Origin of the sequence: Marivita sp. GX14005 (assembly GCF_023370775.1) — a bacterium.
In the GTDB taxonomy this organism is placed as follows: domain Bacteria; phylum Pseudomonadota; class Alphaproteobacteria; order Rhodobacterales; family Rhodobacteraceae; genus Marivita.
On the sequence record NZ_JAMCCQ010000008.1, the window covers coordinates 1 to 18354 of the forward strand.

At 68.5% G+C, this 18354-nt stretch carries 16 protein-coding genes; 8 read left to right on the top strand and 8 right to left on the bottom strand.

Annotated elements, in window-relative coordinates; all coding sequences use genetic code 11:
- Window positions 1–21: 21 nt before the first annotated feature.
- Together M3465_RS16810 and M3465_RS16815 are read right to left on the bottom strand one after the other, a co-directional pair.
- Complete coding sequence (locus M3465_RS16810; RefSeq protein ID WP_249502860.1) at window positions 22–579, bottom strand: DUF488 domain-containing protein; 558 nt, start codon at window positions 577–579, stop codon at window positions 22–24.
- Window positions 576–788: a hypervirulence associated TUDOR domain-containing protein gene (locus M3465_RS16815; protein ID WP_249502861.1), complete on the bottom strand. Its 213-nt coding sequence runs from the start codon at window positions 786–788 to the stop codon at window positions 576–578. The genes M3465_RS16810 and M3465_RS16815 overlap by 4 nt, the downstream gene beginning before the upstream one ends.
- A 113-nt stretch (window positions 789–901) precedes the next feature.
- Here M3465_RS16815 and M3465_RS16820 point away from each other — a divergent pair, with 113 nt between their 5' ends.
- The 3 genes from M3465_RS16820 to M3465_RS16830 all read left to right on the top strand — a co-directional run bounded on the left by M3465_RS16820 (window position 902) and on the right by M3465_RS16830 (window position 5337).
- The gene (locus M3465_RS16820) at window positions 902–1870 is read left to right on the top strand and encodes a hypothetical protein (protein WP_249502862.1); all 969 of its coding nucleotides are present in this window, start codon (window positions 902–904) and stop codon (window positions 1868–1870) included.
- 171 nt (window positions 1871–2041) lie between these two features.
- Window positions 2042–3046 carry a hypothetical protein gene (locus tag M3465_RS16825; protein WP_249502863.1) on the top strand — a complete coding sequence of 335 codons (1005 nt, stop codon included), beginning with the start codon at window positions 2042–2044 and terminating at the stop codon, window positions 3044–3046.
- The gene (locus M3465_RS16830) at window positions 3046–5337 is read left to right on the top strand and encodes a glycosyltransferase (RefSeq protein ID WP_249502864.1); all 2292 of its coding nucleotides are present in this window, start codon (window positions 3046–3048) and stop codon (window positions 5335–5337) included. The genes M3465_RS16825 and M3465_RS16830 overlap by 1 nt, the downstream gene beginning before the upstream one ends.
- A gap of 193 nt (window positions 5338–5530) precedes the next feature.
- Here M3465_RS16830 and M3465_RS16835 read toward each other — a convergent pair whose 3' ends face one another.
- Entirely contained in the window at window positions 5531–6262 is a 732-nt protein-coding gene (locus tag M3465_RS16835; RefSeq protein WP_249502865.1) for a glycosyltransferase family 25 protein, read from the bottom strand.
- A 215-nt stretch (window positions 6263–6477) separates the two neighbouring features.
- On the opposite strand from M3465_RS16835, the gene M3465_RS16840 reads away from it, so the two are divergent.
- Window positions 6478–7383 (top strand): glycosyltransferase, encoded by a 906-nt coding sequence (locus tag M3465_RS16840; protein WP_249502866.1) that lies wholly within the window; start codon window positions 6478–6480, stop codon window positions 7381–7383.
- Window positions 7384–7437: 54 nt separating this feature from the next.
- On the opposite strand, the gene M3465_RS16845 is transcribed toward M3465_RS16840, so the two are convergent.
- Both M3465_RS16845 and M3465_RS16850 read right to left on the bottom strand, forming a co-directional pair.
- Window positions 7438–8085 carry an ABC transporter ATP-binding protein gene (locus M3465_RS16845; protein ID WP_249502867.1) on the bottom strand — a complete coding sequence of 216 codons (648 nt, stop codon included), beginning with the start codon at window positions 8083–8085 and terminating at the stop codon, window positions 7438–7440.
- Window positions 8082–9308, bottom strand: a complete 1227-nt coding sequence (locus tag M3465_RS16850; RefSeq protein WP_249502868.1) for a KpsE/RkpR family capsule polysaccharide export protein — start codon at window positions 9306–9308, stop codon at window positions 8082–8084. The genes M3465_RS16845 and M3465_RS16850 overlap by 4 nt, the downstream gene beginning before the upstream one ends.
- Before the next feature lie 44 nt (window positions 9309–9352).
- Between M3465_RS16850 and M3465_RS16855 the strand changes: the two genes are divergently transcribed.
- Window positions 9353–10132, top strand: coding sequence for an ABC transporter permease (locus M3465_RS16855; RefSeq protein WP_249502869.1), 780 nt, complete (start codon window positions 9353–9355; stop codon window positions 10130–10132).
- Between the two features lie 80 nt (window positions 10133–10212).
- On the opposite strand, the gene M3465_RS16860 is transcribed toward M3465_RS16855, so the two are convergent.
- From M3465_RS16860 to M3465_RS16870, 3 genes are all read right to left on the bottom strand, one after another.
- Entirely contained in the window at window positions 10213–12522 is a 2310-nt protein-coding gene (locus M3465_RS16860) for a glycosyltransferase (RefSeq protein ID WP_249502870.1), read from the bottom strand.
- Window positions 12523–12723: 201 nt separating this feature from the next.
- A complete protein-coding gene (locus M3465_RS16865) occupies window positions 12724–13749 on the bottom strand; it encodes a ParB/RepB/Spo0J family partition protein (protein WP_249502871.1) in 1026 nt (341 codons plus the stop codon).
- A gap of 143 nt (window positions 13750–13892) precedes the next feature.
- Entirely contained in the window at window positions 13893–15278 is a 1386-nt protein-coding gene (locus M3465_RS16870; protein WP_249502872.1) for an AAA family ATPase, read from the bottom strand.
- A gap of 452 nt (window positions 15279–15730) precedes the next feature.
- Here M3465_RS16870 and M3465_RS16875 point away from each other — a divergent pair, with 452 nt between their 5' ends.
- From M3465_RS16875 to rfbB, 3 genes are read left to right on the top strand one after another with little or no spacing between them, the layout of a single operon-like run.
- Entirely contained in the window at window positions 15731–16729 is a 999-nt protein-coding gene (locus M3465_RS16875) for a replication initiator protein A (protein ID WP_249502873.1), read from the top strand.
- 2 nt (window positions 16730–16731) lie between these two features.
- Complete coding sequence (gene rfbC, locus M3465_RS16880; protein WP_249502888.1) at window positions 16732–17292, top strand: dTDP-4-dehydrorhamnose 3,5-epimerase; 561 nt, start codon at window positions 16732–16734, stop codon at window positions 17290–17292.
- Window positions 17289–18329 (top strand): dTDP-glucose 4,6-dehydratase, encoded by a 1041-nt coding sequence (gene rfbB, locus M3465_RS16885; RefSeq protein WP_249502874.1) that lies wholly within the window; start codon window positions 17289–17291, stop codon window positions 18327–18329. Before rfbC ends, rfbB begins: the two co-directional genes overlap by 4 nt.
- The last annotated feature ends 25 nt before the right edge of the window (window positions 18330–18354 follow it).

Sequence of the window (18354 nt, forward strand, 5' to 3'; positions counted from 1 at the left end):
CTTTTGGTCTTATAATGCGTGTTATGGTGAATCAGACTTTGCCGGATACACCACAACCCCATCCCTCCGCAGCCGCGCCGCTTCCGTCGCCTTGGCCGCATCCATGCGCCCCGGCGCCATCAGATGGGTCACCGCGTGGTCCTTTAGCAGCAGGTGATCGGTGATGATCCGCCGGTGGCAGCGCCACCAGACCGCCTCGGCGCACATCAGCGCAAGCGGCCGCTCCGCGCCCAAAGCCACCAACTCGCGGAACGCCGCCTGGAACTCCGCGCCCATCGCGTAATCGGCGTAATTCTGGAAACTGCGCACCCGCCAATAGGCGTTCACCTCCGGGTCGACACCGGGCTGTTTCGCCCGCCGCCCGCCAAGCGACAGCATGTGCCGGTAGCCGATCTGATGCGCAGCCAGCACATCCGGAAACCGGTCATCGTTGAAGTCGGGATTGCTGCGCGATTTCGGAAAGGACCGCACATCGACCAGAAGCTCCACACCGGCCTCGCGCAGCATGTCCACCACCACCTGCGGCGCCCGGTTCGAATGGCCGATGGTGAAGAACCGCGCCTCGCCCGCCGCGCTCACGAGGACAGCTTGGTCAGCGCGCTTTCCTTGTGGGCGGCGATATGGTCGGTCTTGTCGCTCTCGATCTCGTATTGCGGCTCCTCCTTCGAGGCGCGCCGCCGGTGGCCCTTGTAGTCGAAATCCTGCTCATGCACCTTGATGATATGCCCGCTCACGCGCCCGGCTTCGGAATTCCAACTGACGTGATCGCCCTTGCTGAACTTTGCCATGATATCCTCGCTCGTCGATACTCAAGGCAAACGCGGCCCGCCACGGGCCCGTTCCGGCACCCCCCATATCCGGCGAGATGCGCATGGCCCGGGCGCGCGCTAGCCTGCGATCCATGACCGCGCGTTTCCTGCTGCATATCGGTGCCAACAAGACGGGCACCTCCTCGGTCCAGCGGATGCTGGCGCAGAACGCGCCGGCGCTGGCGCGCGCCGGCTGGCTCTATCCCGAATTCCACCTGCAGCATTGCGCCCACCATCCGCTCGCCTATGCGCTGGCAGGCCACCCGACACGCGGGCTGGCCCCCGGCTGGCGCGAGGGGTTCGCCCGCGCCATCGCCGATCCCGCCCCGCGCGTCGTGATCTCGTCCGAGCTCTTCTTCCGCAACGTGCCGCCCCGCGCCGCCGCCACGCTCTTTCCGCCGGGGGAGACCCGCATCGTGCTCTACCTGCGCGAGCATCTGTCCTATCTGGCCAGCTGGTATGCCCAGGCAGTGCAGGAACGCAACCTCACGGCAAGCTTCGACGATTACATCCAGCTTTTCCCGCAACCCTTCACCCAATTCCTCAAGGGCTGGGAAGAGGTCTATGGCGCCGGCGCCATCACCCTGCGCCCCTTCCGCCGCGACGCCCTGACGGGCGGCGATATCCGCACCGATTTTCTGGCGCAGATGGGCGGGATGGACGGCATTGCCATGCCGAAGGCCGACAGCAACCTCTCGCTCTCGGGCAACCTGCTCTTCTTCAAACGGATGCTGAACCAGGTGATGAGCCATGCAGAGGCCCATGCCCATCCCATCCCCGACGAGTTCGGCGCCTATGCCGAGCTCGATCCGCGCTTTCACGGCCGGTTCGAGATCGGGCACGAGACCGCCGCGCAGGTGGCACGGCGCTTCGCCCCCGACCGCGCCGCACTCGCCGCGCGCGGGCTCGATCTCGGCCCCGTGCCGGACCGGGTCGCAGGCCAGCCCTGCCCCGATCACCCCCGCCTGCAAGCCGATATCGACCTGATCGCGCGCGTCGCCCATGAGACCGGCAAGGCCTTCCTGCCCTATGCGCGCCGCCTGCCGGCCTGGCCGGGATAACCCTTCTCTGTTTCGAAAATATCTCGGGGGAGCCCGCCTCCGGCGGGCGGGGGCAGAGCCCCCTGTTTCCATCGATGGAAACATCTGGATGCGCACCCGCATCCAGCCCCCGAAAAATCGCCCCGCCCGTAACCCTTCGTTAACCTCGATGAAGGCAGATGGAGGAAACAGATGCTCCATCCGAAGGCCCGCCCCATGCTCATCCACCTGCCGGATCCCGACACCCAGACCCTGCCGCTGCGCGGCCGCCTGCTCGGCCAGGCCCTGCGCGCGCATCTCAAACGGCGCGGCGAAACGCTGCTGACCCCGGTGCCGCGCCGCACGGGGGCGCGGGCGGTGCAGGACACGATGACGCTGGCCGCCCTGCCCGCCCGCCCGCAGGGCCGCGCCGCCGTCTCGCTCGGGCTGGGGTTGCCGCAGGCGCTGCAGCACGGGCCGGCCACGCTGCTGCTCACCGCCTCGCTGGCGGACGAGCTGCACAGCTTCGCCGGCCCCGAGGCCTTCGCCGCCGCCGGCACGCTGCCGCTGGTGCTGCAGGGCTATGGCCGCGCCATCGTGATCGACCGCGCCGACATGGCCGGATCGGTCGGCTTCGCGCCCTGGATCACGCTGGAGCTTGCCGATCGCTTCCCCGTCGATGCCGCCCTGCCGGAGGCCGCCGCACCGGGCGCGCCGCCGCGCATCCTGATCCTCGATCATGGCGCACCGGCCGGGCAGGCCGAGGTGCTGCGCCGCGCGCTCTCAAGCGAGGCGGCGCAGATCCGCATCGCCCATGCGCAAAGCGATCACGCCGCGATGGGCGCGGGGCTGGTGGCCGATCTGCACCTGCATCTGGGCTATGGCCCGGACCGTGCCATCACCGCGCTCTCGCCCTTCGACAGCCTGATCTCGGGCGCCTATACGCTGGTCCTGCCCGATGCGGGGCAACGCGCGGGGCCGGACCTGCGCAAGCTCTGCGCGGCGCGCTCCTATGGCGATCTCGCCCCCGGCCTGTCGGAGCTTGAAACCCGCGCCCGCGCCATGCTCGCCCGCATCCGGGCGATCCGCGACACCGGCGCGCGCCAGAACCCCGAACAGGCCCGGTTCGCGGCCCAGAATGCCGCCGCCCGGAGCGAGGCGCTGCGCCGCTTCGATGCGGTGCTCGACGCGCCCCGCGCCGGGCAGGAGGCCGCCTGATGCGCCTCGCCTGGGTCTGCCCGATCTCCTCGCGCACCGGCGTGGGCGCCTATGCGCAATCGGTGCTGCGCGCGCTGGTGCGCCGCCCCGGGCTCGACATCACCGTGCTGCACCCGCCCTGCCCCGAGCAAGAGCGGCTGGAGATGCCCTGCCCCACCTTGCCGCTCTCGGATGCACTGGTGCACTCCGACCTGCCGGCGCTGTTCGATCTGATGCTCTACCATCTGGGCAACAACGATCGCCATCACGGGATGATCCTGCGCGCGCTGATGGCCCATCCCGGCCCGGTGGTGCTGCACGATCACGTCTACCAGCACATGCTGGCCGGGCTGCACCATGACGGCACCGCCCCGGCCCCCGGCTTCGGCGCGCTGATCCATGCGGTCGCGGGCGCATCCGGGTTCGACTACCTCGCCGCCGGCGGCGTGCTGAAGGGCGGCGAGCCGGTCTCCTACGTGCCCTGGGAAAGCGACTGGGCCGCGCGCGTGCCGCTCTCGGACGTGCTGGCGCGGCTGGCCACCGGGGTGATCACCCATTCGGACTTCGCGGCACGGGCCATCGGCGCCGCCTATCCCGGCTCCAGCCTCACGCTCTTCATGCCGCGCCCCGATATGCCGGCCGATCCGCCCGCCCGCCTGCCCGGCCCCGGCGCGCGGCTGCGGCTGGCGGCGACCGGCCATATCGGCCCCACCAAGGGGCTGGAGATCCTGATCGGCGCCTTCGCCGCCGCCCCCGATCTGGCCACACGCTTCAGCGTCACCATCGCCGGCCACGCGGGCGATGCCGCCTATGTCCAGAACCTGCAGAAACGGATCGAGGCACAGGATCTGACAGGCACCATCCGCATCCTGCGCAGCCCGAACGCCGCCGGCTTCGCCGCCGCGATTGAAGAGGCCGATCTCTTCTTCAACCTGCGCCGGCCCAATACCGAAGGCGCCTCGCTGTCATTGGCCGAACAGCTCGCCAGCGGCAGGCCCGCCATCGTGCAGGCCACCGGCTGCTTTGCCGAGATGCCGGCCAAATGCGGCTGGCACCTGCCCGAAAGCGATACCGCCGAGGCGCTGGCGGCCACGCTGCGCCAGATCGCCCGCGATCCGGCCGAGATCGCGCGGCGCGGCGCCGCCGCGGCGCGCTACATGGCTCCGCGCGATGCGGCCAGCTATGCCGACAAGCTCGCCACCTTCCTGTGCGCCGGACAAACCCGCATGGCCCGCCGCGCCGGGGCGATCCGCCGGCGCAGCACCGCCCCCGACCCGCAGGACCGCGACTGGCATGCCAGCTATGCGCAGGTGCGCGGCCTGATGGCCGCGATCCTGAACCGGCGCGGGCTGCTGCCGCCCGATCTCTGGGCCTATCCCGACACGGATGTGGGCCGCTATGTGGCCCTGAACCTGCTGGAAACGCATGTGTCCGATCCCGCGCGGCTGGGCCGCGCGCTGCGCCAGGGTGGCGCCATCGCCAGCGCCGCCCGGCTCGGCCTCATGCGCCAATTGCTCGCCCGCGCCGAGGACAGGCAAGCCGATGTGCTGCACCCGATCTCCGATCTGGCGTTGCCCTGCGCCGATCCGGCGCTCTGGGAGGCATTGCTCTGCCTGCCGGCGGATCGCGCCCTGCCGATGGGGCTGCATGCGCTGGGGCAGCGCACCGCCCCGGCCGCGCTGACGCGGCTGCGCGATCTCGCGGCGCGGGGCGGCGTGGGGCCGACCCTGCTCACCTATCTGGACGGGCGCGGCGATCCGCTGCTGGACCGGCCCGAAATGGCGGCGGTGCGCCAGCATCTGATGGCCACCGGCAGCGCGCTGCTGGAGGCGCTGCCGCCGCTCGGGCCCGGGGCCGATCTGGTGGAGCTGGCGCGCATGCCCGCGCGCCGGGCGCTGCGCCTCACCGGGTTCCATGCGCCCGAGCCCGCCGGCATCTGGACGGCCCAGCCCCATGCGACGATCCACGCCCTGCCCGATCCGGCCGCGACCGTCACCGGCATCTTCGGGACCGCCGCGCTGCTGGAGCCGGCGCTGCAGGCGCGCGATCACAAAGTCACCCTGGAGGCGGTGGAGGAGACCACCGGCCGCCGCGCCAGCTGGCAGGACATCCGCCCCAGGGGCAGCGCGCCGGAGCTGAGCTTCGCCCTGCCCCTGCCCGGCTTCACCGGCCCGCTGCGGCTGGAACTGGGTCTGCCAGCCTGCCACGCGCCCCGTGCGCTCGGCGCCTCCGCCGATCCGCGCCCGCTCGGCCTGCTGCTGCGCAGCTTGCGATTCGACACCGCCCCGGCGCAGCTCACGGCCGCCGAATGACCGCCCGCCAATGTCATATCGCGCAACCCGTCCCGAAAACCGGTTCCAACTTTTCGGATTGCGCACGTTCAATATCGCGCAACAGTCCTCGAACACGCGCCTACCCCGGCTTCTTTGGGCCAAAAATACCTCCGCCGGAGGCTCCCGCAGATGCCACCCCCGCCAGGTGTCAACCCATATCAGCGCCCGCCCCTCAGGCCAGCTTATGCGCCAGCCGCTTGGTCATCCAGCGCCGCCAGTAGGATCGGTACAGCAGCCGCCGCAGGCTCTTGCGCCGCCGGTGCCGGTGCCGCTGCCGTCCGGCCTCGAGGCTCGACGGGCAGGCCGCCTTGCCGCGCTGCGTGACGACGCGCGGATCGCAGGCATAGCTGTCGAATTGCAAAATCGCATCGGGCCAGTCCGAGGGCTGCACCACCGGCCCGTCGCGGAACGCCAGATGCGCCGCGACCTCGCGCGAGACCATGTAGCCGGTCGCCAGAAACGGCGGCAGCGCCATCCGGAAGGCGCACACCCCGCCCGGCAGGACCAGCCGGTCGCGCACCCGCACATAGGTGTTCTTGTGATCGAAAAGCAAAAGCCCACAGGGCGGCGCCACCAGCGCCGCGCCCAGATCGAAAAACGCCTCGCCCGGTTCGGCATCATCCTCCAGCACGATGGCCGAAGGCGCCTCCCCGGCGGCGATGCGCTCGTAGATCAGCCGGTGCGACAACGCGCAGGCGAACTCGCCATCGCTCATCGGCCGCCCCATCCGCGCCTCGGCCCCCGCCCGGTCGACGCAATGCTCATGCGTGGCGGGCAGCCGCTCGCGCCCGTCGACACCCCAGACGATCTCGTAATCGAGCCCGCGCGCCTCCAGCATGCGGACCAGCGGCCCGAAGCGCTGCGCAGCCTTCAGGCTGAGGATGTAGATCGGGGGAAAGGGCATCGAAAAACAGGCCTTTACGGAAGATCGGACGCAGCCCCCGCGCGCGGCAGGGCCGGAGGCGAGCCTAGACCGTCCGTCCCCCTGCCTCAAGCCGGAGCGGCGCAAGCCCGCCCAGAGCGGCAGGATCGGCAAAAACGGCACAGGCGCATGAGCAAGGCTCCGCCAAAAACATCTTGTGGTTGTGCCGCGCGCCGCCCCGCCACAGGATGCCGCCCATGAGCGCTTCGCCCTCCGACCTGCCGCATGTCACAATCCTGATGGGCACCCGCAACGGGGCCGCGCATCTGCGCGCGCAGCTCGCCAGCCTTGCCGCGCAGGATCACCGCAACTGGTCGCTCTGGATCGGCGATGATGGCTCGACCGATGCGACCCGCGCGGTGATCCGCGATTTCGCCGCCCATCAGCCCAACCCGGTGCTGCTCTGGCCCGGCCCCCAGCGCGGGCTGAGCGCCAATTACCTCTCGCTGCTCTGCCATCCCGATCTGCCGCCCGGCCCGGTCGCCTTTGCCGATCAGGACGATCTGTGGCTGCCGGGCCATCTGCGCCGCGGGCTGAACGCCCTGGCGCAGGAGCCGCCGCCCGCCGCCGGACAGGTCTATGGTGCGCATCGCCTCGTCTGGCCCGAAGGGCGCGCACCGCAGCCGATGACGCGGCGCACCGGCGCGCCGATCGGGTTCCGGAACGCGCTTGTCGAATGCATGCTGGTGGGCAGCGGGCTGATGCTGGACGGGCGCGCCGCCGCGCTGGCCCGCCGCGCCGGGCTGGTCGATGTGCCCTTCTGGGACTGGTGGCTCTACCTGCTCTTCACGGGGGCCGGTGCGCGGATCCTGCGCGATGCCCGGCCCGGCCTGCTCTACCGCGCGCATGGCGGCAACCAGCTTGGCCCCCGCCACGGCCCGCGCGCCGCGCTGCGGCGGATCGCGGGGCTTCTGGATGGCACCTACCGGCAATGGACAGAGACGAATCTCGCCGCATTAGAGCCACATATGGCCCTGCTCACCCCCGAGGCGCAGGAGATCCTGCGCGCGGCGCTGAGCCTCGCTCCGCGCCCCCGCCTGCGCCGGCTGAGCGCGCATCGCCACTGGCCGCGCGACCGCGTCGCGCTCTGGCTTGGAGCCTGAAGCGCAATCCGAAAAGTGGGCACCGGTTTTCGGACCGAATTGCGCGGCACCCACCTACACCCGCGATCCCGCCTCATAGGCCGCAATCGCCGCCTCCAGATCGTCGAACATGCGCAGCTTGCCATCCTCCAGCACCGCGCCCGCGCTGCACAGACCGCGCAACTGCGCCGGCGCGTGGTTGACCACGATCGCCCCCGCCTGCCCCAGCCGCGCTTTCAGCAGCGCCGCGCTTTGCCGGCGGAACGCGGCATCGCCCACCGCCGTCACCTCATCGACCAGATACATGTCGAACGGGATCCCCATCGACAGCGCAAAGCCCAGCCGCGCGCGCATGCCCGAGGAATAGCGCCGCACCGGCTGGCGCATGGCGTCTTCCAGACCCGAAACCTCGCGCACGAAATCCAGAAGCGCGCGGCTGTCCACGCCATGGATGCGCGCCACGAAGCGCGTGTTCTGCGCCCCCGTCAGATCGGGATGGAAGGCACCGGCAAAGCCCACCGGCCAGGACACCCGCCCGCGCCGCAGCACGCGGCCCGTATCGGGGCGCAGCGTGCCGGCGATCATCGCCAGAAGCGAGGATTTGCCCGCCCCGTTGCGCCCCAGCAGCGCCGTCGCCCGCCCGGCGGGAAAGACGGCGCTGAGATCGCGCGCCACCACCGCGCCGCCCGCGAAACGCTTGCTCACCCGCTCCAGCGCGATCATCCGCGCCGGTCCATCGCCGCGTAACCCGCCAGCGCCGCCAGCCCCCAGAGCAGCAGCGAGAACCCCAGCGTCAGCGCCAGCAGCCGCGCGCGCCTCGGGTATTCCGCCGTCTGGGGCAGGGTCGGCGCCTGCCATGCGGCGAGGTAACGGCTTTGCCGCCGCGCCTCGGCCCGGGCCATCTCATAGGCGCCGCGCGCCGCGGCATAGGCGGTTTCGGCGAATTCGCGCTCCGCCACCAGCGCCTCATAGGCGCCCACCACATCGGCCAGCGCCGCGCCGCCGCCCTCCAGCCCCAGCTTGGCGCGCTCGGCGGCAATGCGCGCCTCGATCACCGCGACGCGCCGCGCGCCCTGTTCGATCCGCGGATCCTCCGCCCGCGTCGCCTCGCGCAGAAGATCGAGCGCGATCAGCGCCTCGGCCAGCTGCTGTTGCAAATTGCCCAGAAGCCCGCTGCGCGTCTGCAGATCCATCGCCGGATCGACCAACTGGTTGCGGTTGCGAAACGCCGTCATCTGCGCCCGCGCCAGCTGCAGCCGCGTCTCCGCCGCCTCCAGTTCCGCGGCGGCGCCCGCGATGGCATCGGCCTGCGCCACATCGCTCATCTCGTTGATGAGCAGCGTCGCCCGCGCCACGATCCCTTGCACGATGGCCTGCGCATCGCCGGGCGCAAAGGCCGTCACGCGCAGCTCGATCAGCCCGGCGAGACTGTCATAGGAGATCTGCACCCTGCGGGCCCAATAGCGGTGCAAATCCTCCGGCGTGTCGCCGCGCCCAAGGGCGAAAACAGGGTCTGATACGGGGATTTCCGCATCATTTCCCGGTTTCGACCAAAGCACGGAAAGCGCCAGATCCGCCTCCAGCTCGGCCACCAGCCGGCGCGAAGTCAAATATTGGTAAAGAATATCGGTATCGCGCGAACTGACCCCCGACAGCCCCGCGATCCCGCCCAGCATGTCAGCACTCAGCCCCGCCTCCTCGCGGCGCACGGCGAAGCCGGCCTCCGAGGCGAACTGGTCCGCCGCCCGCGCCCAGAGATACCAAGCGCTGACCAGCACCGGCAGCGCCACGCAAAGCGCGAAGCTGAGCGCCAGCGCCACATGCCGCCGGGCAAAGCGCGCGGGCGGCGCGGGGGCGCGCGCGGCCGATACCTCTGGCGCGGGCGCGGGCGGGACGGCGTGAAACAGGCGGGCCGGATCCGGGGGGATTGCAGACGGGAGATTCATTGGATAAATTTTCTACTTATGATTGCATCTCGCAGCGAAACCCGATGACGGGCCAACCCCGCCCTGCCCTCTGGCGCAGCATCGGCGCGCTGATCCTGCGCGAGATGGCGACCTCGCATGGCCGCCTGCCCGGCGGCTATCTCTGGGCGGTGGCGGAGCCTGTGCTGGGCATCGCGCTTTTGTCGGCGATCTTCTCGATCAGCTTTCACGCCCCCGCGCTCGGCACCAGTTTCGCGCTTTTTTATGCCACAGGCCTGCTGCCCTTTCTCGCCTTCACCGACATCACCGGCAAGCTGTCGCAGGCGCTGAACTTCTCGCGCCCGCTCTTCGCCTATCCGGCGGTCGGCGTCATGGATGCGCTGCTCGCGCGGTTCCTGCTGGCGGGCGGCACGCAGATCGCGGTGGCCAGCCTGCTGATCGGCGGGCTGCTGTTTCTCAGCGAAACGCGCGCCACCCCGGATATCCCGGTTCTGGCCGGTGCCGCCGGGCTCGCGCTGGTGCTGGGGCTCGGGTTCGGCGTGGCCAATTGCCTGGCCATCGGGCTCTTGCCGCTCTGGCAGCGCGTCTGGTCGATCCTGATGCGGCCGATCTTCGTGATCTCGGGCGTGTTCTTCACCTTCGAGGCCGTGCCCCTGCCCTGGCGCGACCTGCTCTGGTGGAACCCCTTGGTGCATATCGTGGGCCTTGTGCGGCGCGGGCTTTATCCCGGCTATGACGCGGCCTATGTGAGCCCGGCCTACGTTCTGGCGCTGGGGCTGGGGCTGGCGCTTCTGGCCGGGCTGGGGCTGATGCGCTGGCATCGGGACATTCTGAGCGACCTTTGAAAAATAGGTCCGAACCGGACCCAATGTTTCGCATGCGAAACAATAGGGCCGAAGCGGACCTAATTCACACGGCAAAACCCTCACGCCTCCGCCCCCGCCAAAACGCCGTTCTGCGCCGGAACAGGGTCTGATTTCAGCGCCCGGTCAGGCCAACCCGGCAGCGCGCGCAGCCCCTGCAAAAGCGCTTCAAGATCCGCGCTGCCATCCTTTCGCAGCGAAACCACCCGCCCGGCGGGATCGGCGCGCAGCGCGTCGCCCTGCCCGCCCAGATCGAAACCGAAGGTCGGAAGGCCCGTCGCCAGCGCCTCATGCGTGACATAGGAAAAGGTCTCGGGCCAAAGCGATGGGATCAGCCAGGCGCCGATGCGGTGCCGTGCCACCAGATGCGGCAGATCGCTCAGCTCATAGCCGCCCAGCACCTTGACGCCGCGCGGCAGGGCGCAATCGGGTGCCACCTGCCCCAGCACCACCAGCCGCGCCTCGCCGGTTCGGGCCAGCACCCGCGCCAGATCCGCCACCACCTGCGCCCCCTTATGGGCACCCAGATCGCCCGGAACGCCAATCACCATCCGCCCCTCGGGCGGCGGCGACAGGCGCGGCACCTCTGCCAGCGGGCGATGCGGGCGCAACCGGATCCTGCCGGCAAGATCGGGATGCACCCCGGCCACGATCCCGGCCGAACTTTCGGAAAACACCGTCAGGTGATCGGCCCGCGCCAAAGCAGGGCGCCAGAGCGCCTGCCAGTCGCGGCAGGGTTCGCTGAGAAACGTGTAATCGCGGTTGAGCGGGAAGTAATCGTGAAAAAGGATCTCCAGCCCCTGCCCGCCGGCGCAGAGATCGAGCAGCACGTGCGGGATCTCCTCGGGCGCGGGATCGCCCACGGCGCAGGCATAGACCACCTCTCGCGGCCCGGCATGGGCCAGCAGCGCCTTGATGGCGGCAAGGCTCTCGCTCGCCCCGCGCGTGACCCCGCCCGCGCTGTGCAACTCCACCTGCCAGCGCAGCGGCCCGCCCACGCGCAGCACCAGCGCCGCCTCGTGATCGGCGAGCCGTTGCTCCAGCCAGCGCGCCACCCCGCCGCCCAGCGAATGGGCGAGATAGACCGGCAGCGGCGCCTTGCCCAGCCGCGCCCGCGCCCAGAGCAGACCGGCGCGCAGCCGCTCGCCCGCCAGCGGATCGGCGGCCAGCCATTGCGCCACGTCGCGCTCGAAGCGCGGCCAGCGCCTGGCCAGCAGGGGGGCGGATCTGGCGCGCAAGTCCTGCCGGGCGTTCGCACCGAAACTCGCGGCACCCACATGGCCAACGAAAAGCCCTGTCTGGCACACATGCCGCCCGCCAAGCGCGCGGGTGCGCTGGCACCAATCGACCTCCTCGCCATAGCCGCGCCCGTAGCTTTCATCGAGGCGCGGCACCTCGCGCAGCCAGTGCGGGCCGAGCGCCATGCAGAACCCCGTGCCGGTGGGCAGGGAGGGCAGATCGGCCCCGCGCGTATGGATGCGCAGCCCCGCATCGATCGCATCGGCCTCGCCCTTTCGCAGCGAAACGGCGGCGCAGGCATGGGGCGCGCCCATCAGCTCGCCATCATTGGACAGCGGCGTGACACTGGCGATGGAGCCATCGGCGCGCAGGGGCGCGATCAGCCGCGAGGCCCAGCCTTGCGGCAACGTCACATCGGAATTGAGCAGCACCACCGGGCCGGCAAACCCCGCCAGCCGGTCCAGCGCCGCGTTCACCGCCCCGGCGAAACCGCGCGGGCTCTCGTGGCAGATGAGCGATGCGCGCGGGATCCGCGCCACGCGGCCGCGCAGCGCCGGGCGCAGGGCGGGATCGGTGGAGCCATCCTCGACCACCACCAGCCGCCAGGGCAAATCGGTGTTTTCCTCGATCCGGTCCAGGCAGGCCATGGTGAGCGCGGCGGCGTTATGCACCGGAAGGATGATGGCGATCTCGGGCTTGCCCTGGGGCAAGGCGGCGGGCGCGGGCAGGGGGCGCAGCGGCGGGGCGGGCGGCGCGGCATCGAGCCCCAGCCGCCGCTTGGCTTCGGCCCGGATCCGCGGCGCGGCGGCACGGGGCAGAAGCGGCAGCACATGCGCCGCGCGGCGCAGCAGACCGGGCCAGAGTGCGACATGATGGCAGGCCATGCGCCAGCGGGGCAGGGCAGGGCAGAAAAGATCGCCGTTTCGCCGCGAAACGCGGATCCCCGCGCGCGGATCATGCGGCAGGGAGAGCGGCAACGGGGATTGCGCGCAGGCGCCGCCATGGATGAGCGCCACCGCCTCTGCGCAGGCAACCGTGACGCGCCCGCGCTCCAGCGTGACGCCGGGCGCGAATTCCACTCGCAGGTGATGATGGCAATAGCGATGATAGAGGCGCAACAGGCGGTGCAGCATGGGGCGGGCTTTCGGGCAGGGTCGATGCCCGGCAGCTTGGCCCGGAATTGGTTAACGCAGGTTTAATCGCCACGGCGAAAAGCCGGGCATGCGTTTTTCCGTCAACGGAAAAACCTGTCTGCGTCGACGCAGACAGGCTCGGGAAATAGGTCCGTTTCGGACCCATTGTTTCGCATGCGAAACATTAGGGCCGGACCGGACCTATTTTTCGACGCGGTCAGAAGCGGCCTTGAGCAGCATTTTCAGATCCGGCTCGCAGCGCGAAGGCCAGGCCGCACCGAGGATCGACAGCGTGCCGTCCCGGTGCCGGCGCAGCGTGAAGGCGCCGATGGTCTCATCGCGAAAGGCCGGCCCGGAGGTTTTGGATTCCGTCTCTGATGCGCCCTTCAGAGACTGGTTTCGCTGCGAAACCGCGCGTGTGAGAAGGGCCGTTTCAGCTTCGGCGTCCTGCGCATCCGCCGCGGCGAGTTTCTCCTGAAGCGTTTCGGCGAAGCCGGGATCCTCGGTCAGCGCCTGTGCCAGCGCCAGCCCCAGCCGTTCGCTCAACGCATGGGGAAAGCGCAAATGCCCGTCCAGCGCGCGCACCAGTGGAAGGAAACTGCCGATCTTGGACCGCTTGGCCCGGGAAGCGGCGCGGAAGAGCTCCTGCAAGGCGCTGCGCTCGGTGGCGAACACGCCCTCATCGACCGCCTTGGCGACGATCCGCGCCCGTTCGAAATAGCTCAGATCGACGCGGATCTCGTTTTCCTCGACCATGGCGAGATAGGCCTGCGACGCCTCTTCGGGCCGGCGCAGCAGGGCCAGCACGGTGGGGGTGTCCTCGCCCCTTTCCTCGGCCAGGATCGACAGCGCCTTGCAGCGCCGCCAGCCGGAGATGAGGCCATAGCGCCCCTCGCCCAGCTGCATCACCTCGATCGGCGTCTGCTGGCCCCGGTTTCGCAGCGAGGCGACCAGCGTCTGCATCGCGTCCTCCTCGACCACGACGCGGTCGCGCACGAGATGATCGAGCACGATCCGGCCGAGCGGCAGGGCCACCACCATGCGCCCCTCGTCGCGGGCGCGGGCCATCGTTTCGGTCAACTCATCGAGCGCGGCCGAGGCCGAGGCATCGCGCGCCACATCGGCGATGGGCGCATTGCTCGGGGCGGTGAACATGGATTTGGTCTCGGGCGCGGGGGCGGCGAGATAGTCGGGATTTGCAGGGGTCAGACGTTTACGCTTGGCCATGGCGGACCTCCATTTTCCGCGGGGAGGTTTTGCGCGCCCGGTAAAGGACGGGTGAAGACAGCGCGCGCCGATTGGGGCTCTGCCCCAAACCCCGGGATATTTTCGGCAAGAAGAAAGAGGCAGGTTTCGCTGCGAACATGGGGTCACTCCGCCGCTTTCTGGGCGGCTCGCACATCGCGGTGCCAGGAGCCGATGAGAAGCTGCTTGAAGGCGGCATAGGTGGCGTCGAAGGTTTCGCGCCCGCGCACATAGGTTTCGCGGTTGAAGTCGCGGTAATCGGCTTCGTAGATGCCTTGGACTTGCTCACCTGCCTGACCGATCAGCGCGGTGAAACCCTGCCGGTGGGGCGAGAGCGTGGGGCCGAGATACGCCTGCATGAGCGCGGCGAGTTCCGCCTGTTGCGCGGGATCAAAACGGGTGACGACGGCGCGCACCGCGTCCCATTGGAAGGCCAGCCCTTCGCGGCCCAAGGCACGGGCGGCCATGTTCTCGGCCTCTTCGATGGAGCCAAAGGTGGAATGCAGCATGTCGAAGAAGCGGCCGGTGCTGTCAAACTCAAGGAAGGACGCGCCGAGGGGAACGAGGAGGATGTCGGCGGCGGCAAGGCCGTTGATGGTGAGATAGCCTAGGGCCGGGGGCGTATCGAGGAAGATCACGTCGTATTGGCCCAGGATGCCGTCCTGATCGAGGCTGTCTGTCAGCGCATCCCAGAGCTTCCAGCCGCGCGCGGCCATGCGCCAGACGGGGATCTGGAACTCGGCCCAGTAGAGGTTCAGCTGCGCGCCGATCAGGTCGATATTGGGCCAGTGGGTTTTCTGAATGAGGCTTTGCGCGTCGGTCTTCAGCGCGTCTGACAGCGTGTCATCGAGCGGGGTGGGGGCCTCGCCCCGGTCGAGGCGGCGCTGGTTGTCCGATTGCAGGTGGCGCGCGTAGTGGCGAGCGAGCAGGGGAAAGACGGTTTGCCATTCGTCGGCCACCCTGCCGCCGAAGATCGAGGTCATGGAGCCTTGGCTGTCGAGATCGATCACCAGCACCTTGTAGCCGTCGAGCGCGGCGGACATGGCGAGATGCGCGGCTGTCGAGGTCTTGCCGACGCCGCCTTTGAAATTGGCGACCGCGACCAGCTTGGCGGGTTGGCCTTGGGGGCGGTAGGGCAGGTACTCCTTGGTCTTGGAGCCTTCCGCGGCGAAATGCGCGCGGAGTTTCAGCACCTCGTCGAAGGTGAACCACTTGGCGCCTCCGGCCGTCTCAGAACGCCCCTGCGGCAGGTCGGGGTTCTGTTTCAGCACGCGGCGGAAATGGCCGGTGGCGACGGGGATCAGGTAGCGGGTGATTTCCCAAGTGGAGAAGAGGCGCAAACTGCGTGCGCCGTTCTCTTCGAGACCCCGGCTGGCGAGATCGCTGCGCCCGGCTTCGCAGGCCTTGGCGATGCGGGCGAAATCCTGCGTCGTGGTGGGCGCGCCCAAAGTCTTGAGCGCGTCCTCGGGATTGATGTTAAAATACGGAGGAAGGGTGTGGTCCGGGGTCATGTGCTGCTCTGCCTGTTTCGCACCTCTTCGTGTGCGCTCTTTTGCCCAGACTACCAGAAAAACGCGCACATGGAAGAAAAACTGCAACACTCCGTGCTTTTCTCAGCAAATCCAATGGCTTGTTATCTTTGCGCAGGTCTTTGGATTGAAGCGCTGTCCCGAAGCGAGCTTTGTTAAATATCGTTAGTTGTATGTTACAGGTCCAATCCATTTCCCGTAACCTATTCTGAGAAAATAAAAAAAGCGCGCCTGGTTTCACTCAAGCGACTCTGATCCTCCGAAAGGGCGACTCTGATCCTCCGCAGCTGCGACTCCGATCCGACACTGCGCGCCCCGAGAATCGTGGACGGCGTCTGTGGATAACTTTAGGGTCAGCGTCACTGAAACCCCGATGAGCCGAGTCGGCAGCAGATCGACCGCGGGGGCGAGCAGAGCAGGAACAGGCGGACCTTATGGCCGGGACAGGTGGGCTTTTGCCCGACAGGCACCCCACGGGTGATTTCTTCGTGTGTGACCTCTTTGGCGTGTCGCCCAAGGACGATCTGGCGAGCATGGAGCATCCGATCTTCTCGCTCAGCACCCGGCCCGATACGCGGGTGCTCAGCTATGCCCATAACGGGGTCGAGGTGCAGGTCACGCCCTCGGTCAAGGGCCGCGCGACGATCCATGACAAGGATATCCTGATCTATTGCATCAGCCAGCTTGTGGCGGCGATGAACAAGGGGCGTAGCATTGGCCGAACGCTGACGCTCAAGGCGCATGACCTGCTGGTGGCGACGAACCGCGATACCGGCGGCGACAGCTATGTGCGTCTGCGCGAGGGGTTCGAGCGGCTGGCGGGCACGCGGATCACCACCAATATCGACACCGGCGGGGTGGAGGCGACGCGGGGGTTCGGCCTCATCGAGAGCTGGGAGATCCTGCGCCGGTCGAAAGGCGGGCGGATGGTCTCCGTGACGGTGACGCTCTCGGAATGGCTCTACCGGGCGGTCTGCGCGCGGTCTGTGCTGACGCTGAGCCGCGACTATTTCCGCCTGCGCAAACCGCTGGAGCGGCGGGTCTACGAGCTCGCGCGCAAACATTGCGGGCGGCAGGCGGAATGGGCAATCTCGATCCCCACGCTGCACCTCAAGGCCGGGTCAGCTGCGCCAGTACGGGTGTTCCGGGCGGCCATTCGCAAGATGATCGCGCAGAACCATTTGCCGGATTATGCGCTGAGCGAGCGCGGGGGCGATATCCTCGTGGTCACGCGGCGGGCCAAACCGCGCCCTATGGATGCCCCGATCCTGTCGGATGAGACGTTGCAGGCGGCGAAGGCCTTGAAACCGGGGACGGATGTGCATGCGCTTCGGGCGCGCTGGCTGGCCTGGTGGGACGAGACCGGGCGCGCGCGGCTGGGCAACCCGGATCGGGCGTTCCTGGCCTGGGTGAAGACGCAGAAGGACGGGTGATGTTGCAGGTTGAGACAACCGCGCTTGAAGGGCTGCTGATCCTGACGCCGCGCCGTTTTGGCGATGCGCGCGGGTTTTTCGCGGAAACCTGGAACAAGGCACGGTTTGCCGAGGTGACAGGGGTGACGGCGGAATTCGTGCAGGACAACCATTCGCTGTCGGCCGAAACGGGCACCATCCGCGGGCTGCATTACCAGGCGCCCCCGCACGCACAGGGCAAGCTGGTGCGCTGCGGGCGCGGGGCGCTCTGGGATGTGGCGGTCGATATAAGGCGCGGCTCGCCGACCTATGGTCAGTGGGTGGGTGTCGATCTGACGGCCGAGAACGGGCGACAGCTTTGGCTGCCTGAAGGCTTTGCGCACGGGTTTGTCACCCGCGCGCCCGAGACCGAGATCGTCTATAAGTGCACCGGCTATTACGCGCCCGAGGCCGAAGGCGCGGTGCGTTGGGACAGCGCGGGCATCGACTGGGGCCTGACCGGGGAGCCGATCCTGTCGGACAAGGATGCGGCGGCCCCGGCCTTGGCCGATCTGGACAGCCCGTTTGAATGGAGCGCGCCATGAAACTGCTGGTGACAGGCGGCGCGGGGTTCATCGGCTCTGCCGTGGTGCGGCAGGCAGTGGGGCAGGGGCACGCAGTGGTGAACCTCGATGCGCTGACCTATGCGGCCTGTCTGGAGAATGTGGCGCCTGTGGCCGATAATCCGCGCTATCGTTTCGTTGAGGGCGATATCCGCGACAGCGCTTTGCTAGAGACTGTTTTTGCCAAGCATCAACCCGACGCGGTGATGCATCTTGCCGCTGAATCCCATGTGGACCGTTCCATCGACGGCCCCGGCGCGTTTATCGACACCAACGTGATCGGCACCTATACGCTGCTGCAGGCCGCGCGCGGCTATTGGGAGGCGCAGGGAAGGCCCGAGGCGTTCCGCTTTCACCATATCTCGACCGATGAGGTGTTCGGTTCTTTGGGGGCGACAGGCCAGTTCACCGAAGAGACGCCCTACGATCCGCGCTCGCCCTATTCGGCTTCCAAGGCGGCCTCGGATCATCTGGTGCGGGCGTGGTGGCACACTTACGGCTTGCCGGTGGTGCTGAGCAATTGCTCGAACAATTACGGTCCCTATCACTTCCCCGAAAAGCTGGTGCCCGTCGTGATCCTGAACGCTTTGGCCGGTAATCCCATCCCGGTCTATGGCAAGGGCGAGAACGTGCGCGACTGGCTTTATGTCGAGGACCATGCCGAGGCGCTTTTGACGGTGGTGTCGAAAGGGCAGGTGGGCCGCTCCTACACTATCGGCGGCGAGAACGAGGCGCGCAACATCGACCTGATCGCAATGATCTGCGCGCTGATGAACGAGATGGTGCCGGGCGGCGCGCCGCATGAGCGGCTCATCACCTTTGTGGAGGACCGCCCCGGGCATGATCTGCGCTACGCGATCGATCCCAGGCGGATGCGCGATGAATTGGGCTGGCGGCCGTCTGTGACGCTGGAAGAGGGTCTGCGCAAGACCGTGCGCTGGTATCTCGACAACCGCGCCTGGTGGCAGGCCTTGCAGGGGCGCGACGGGGTTGGGCAGCGATTGGGAACGCAAGCATGATCCTGCTTTCTTCTTGCCATAAATA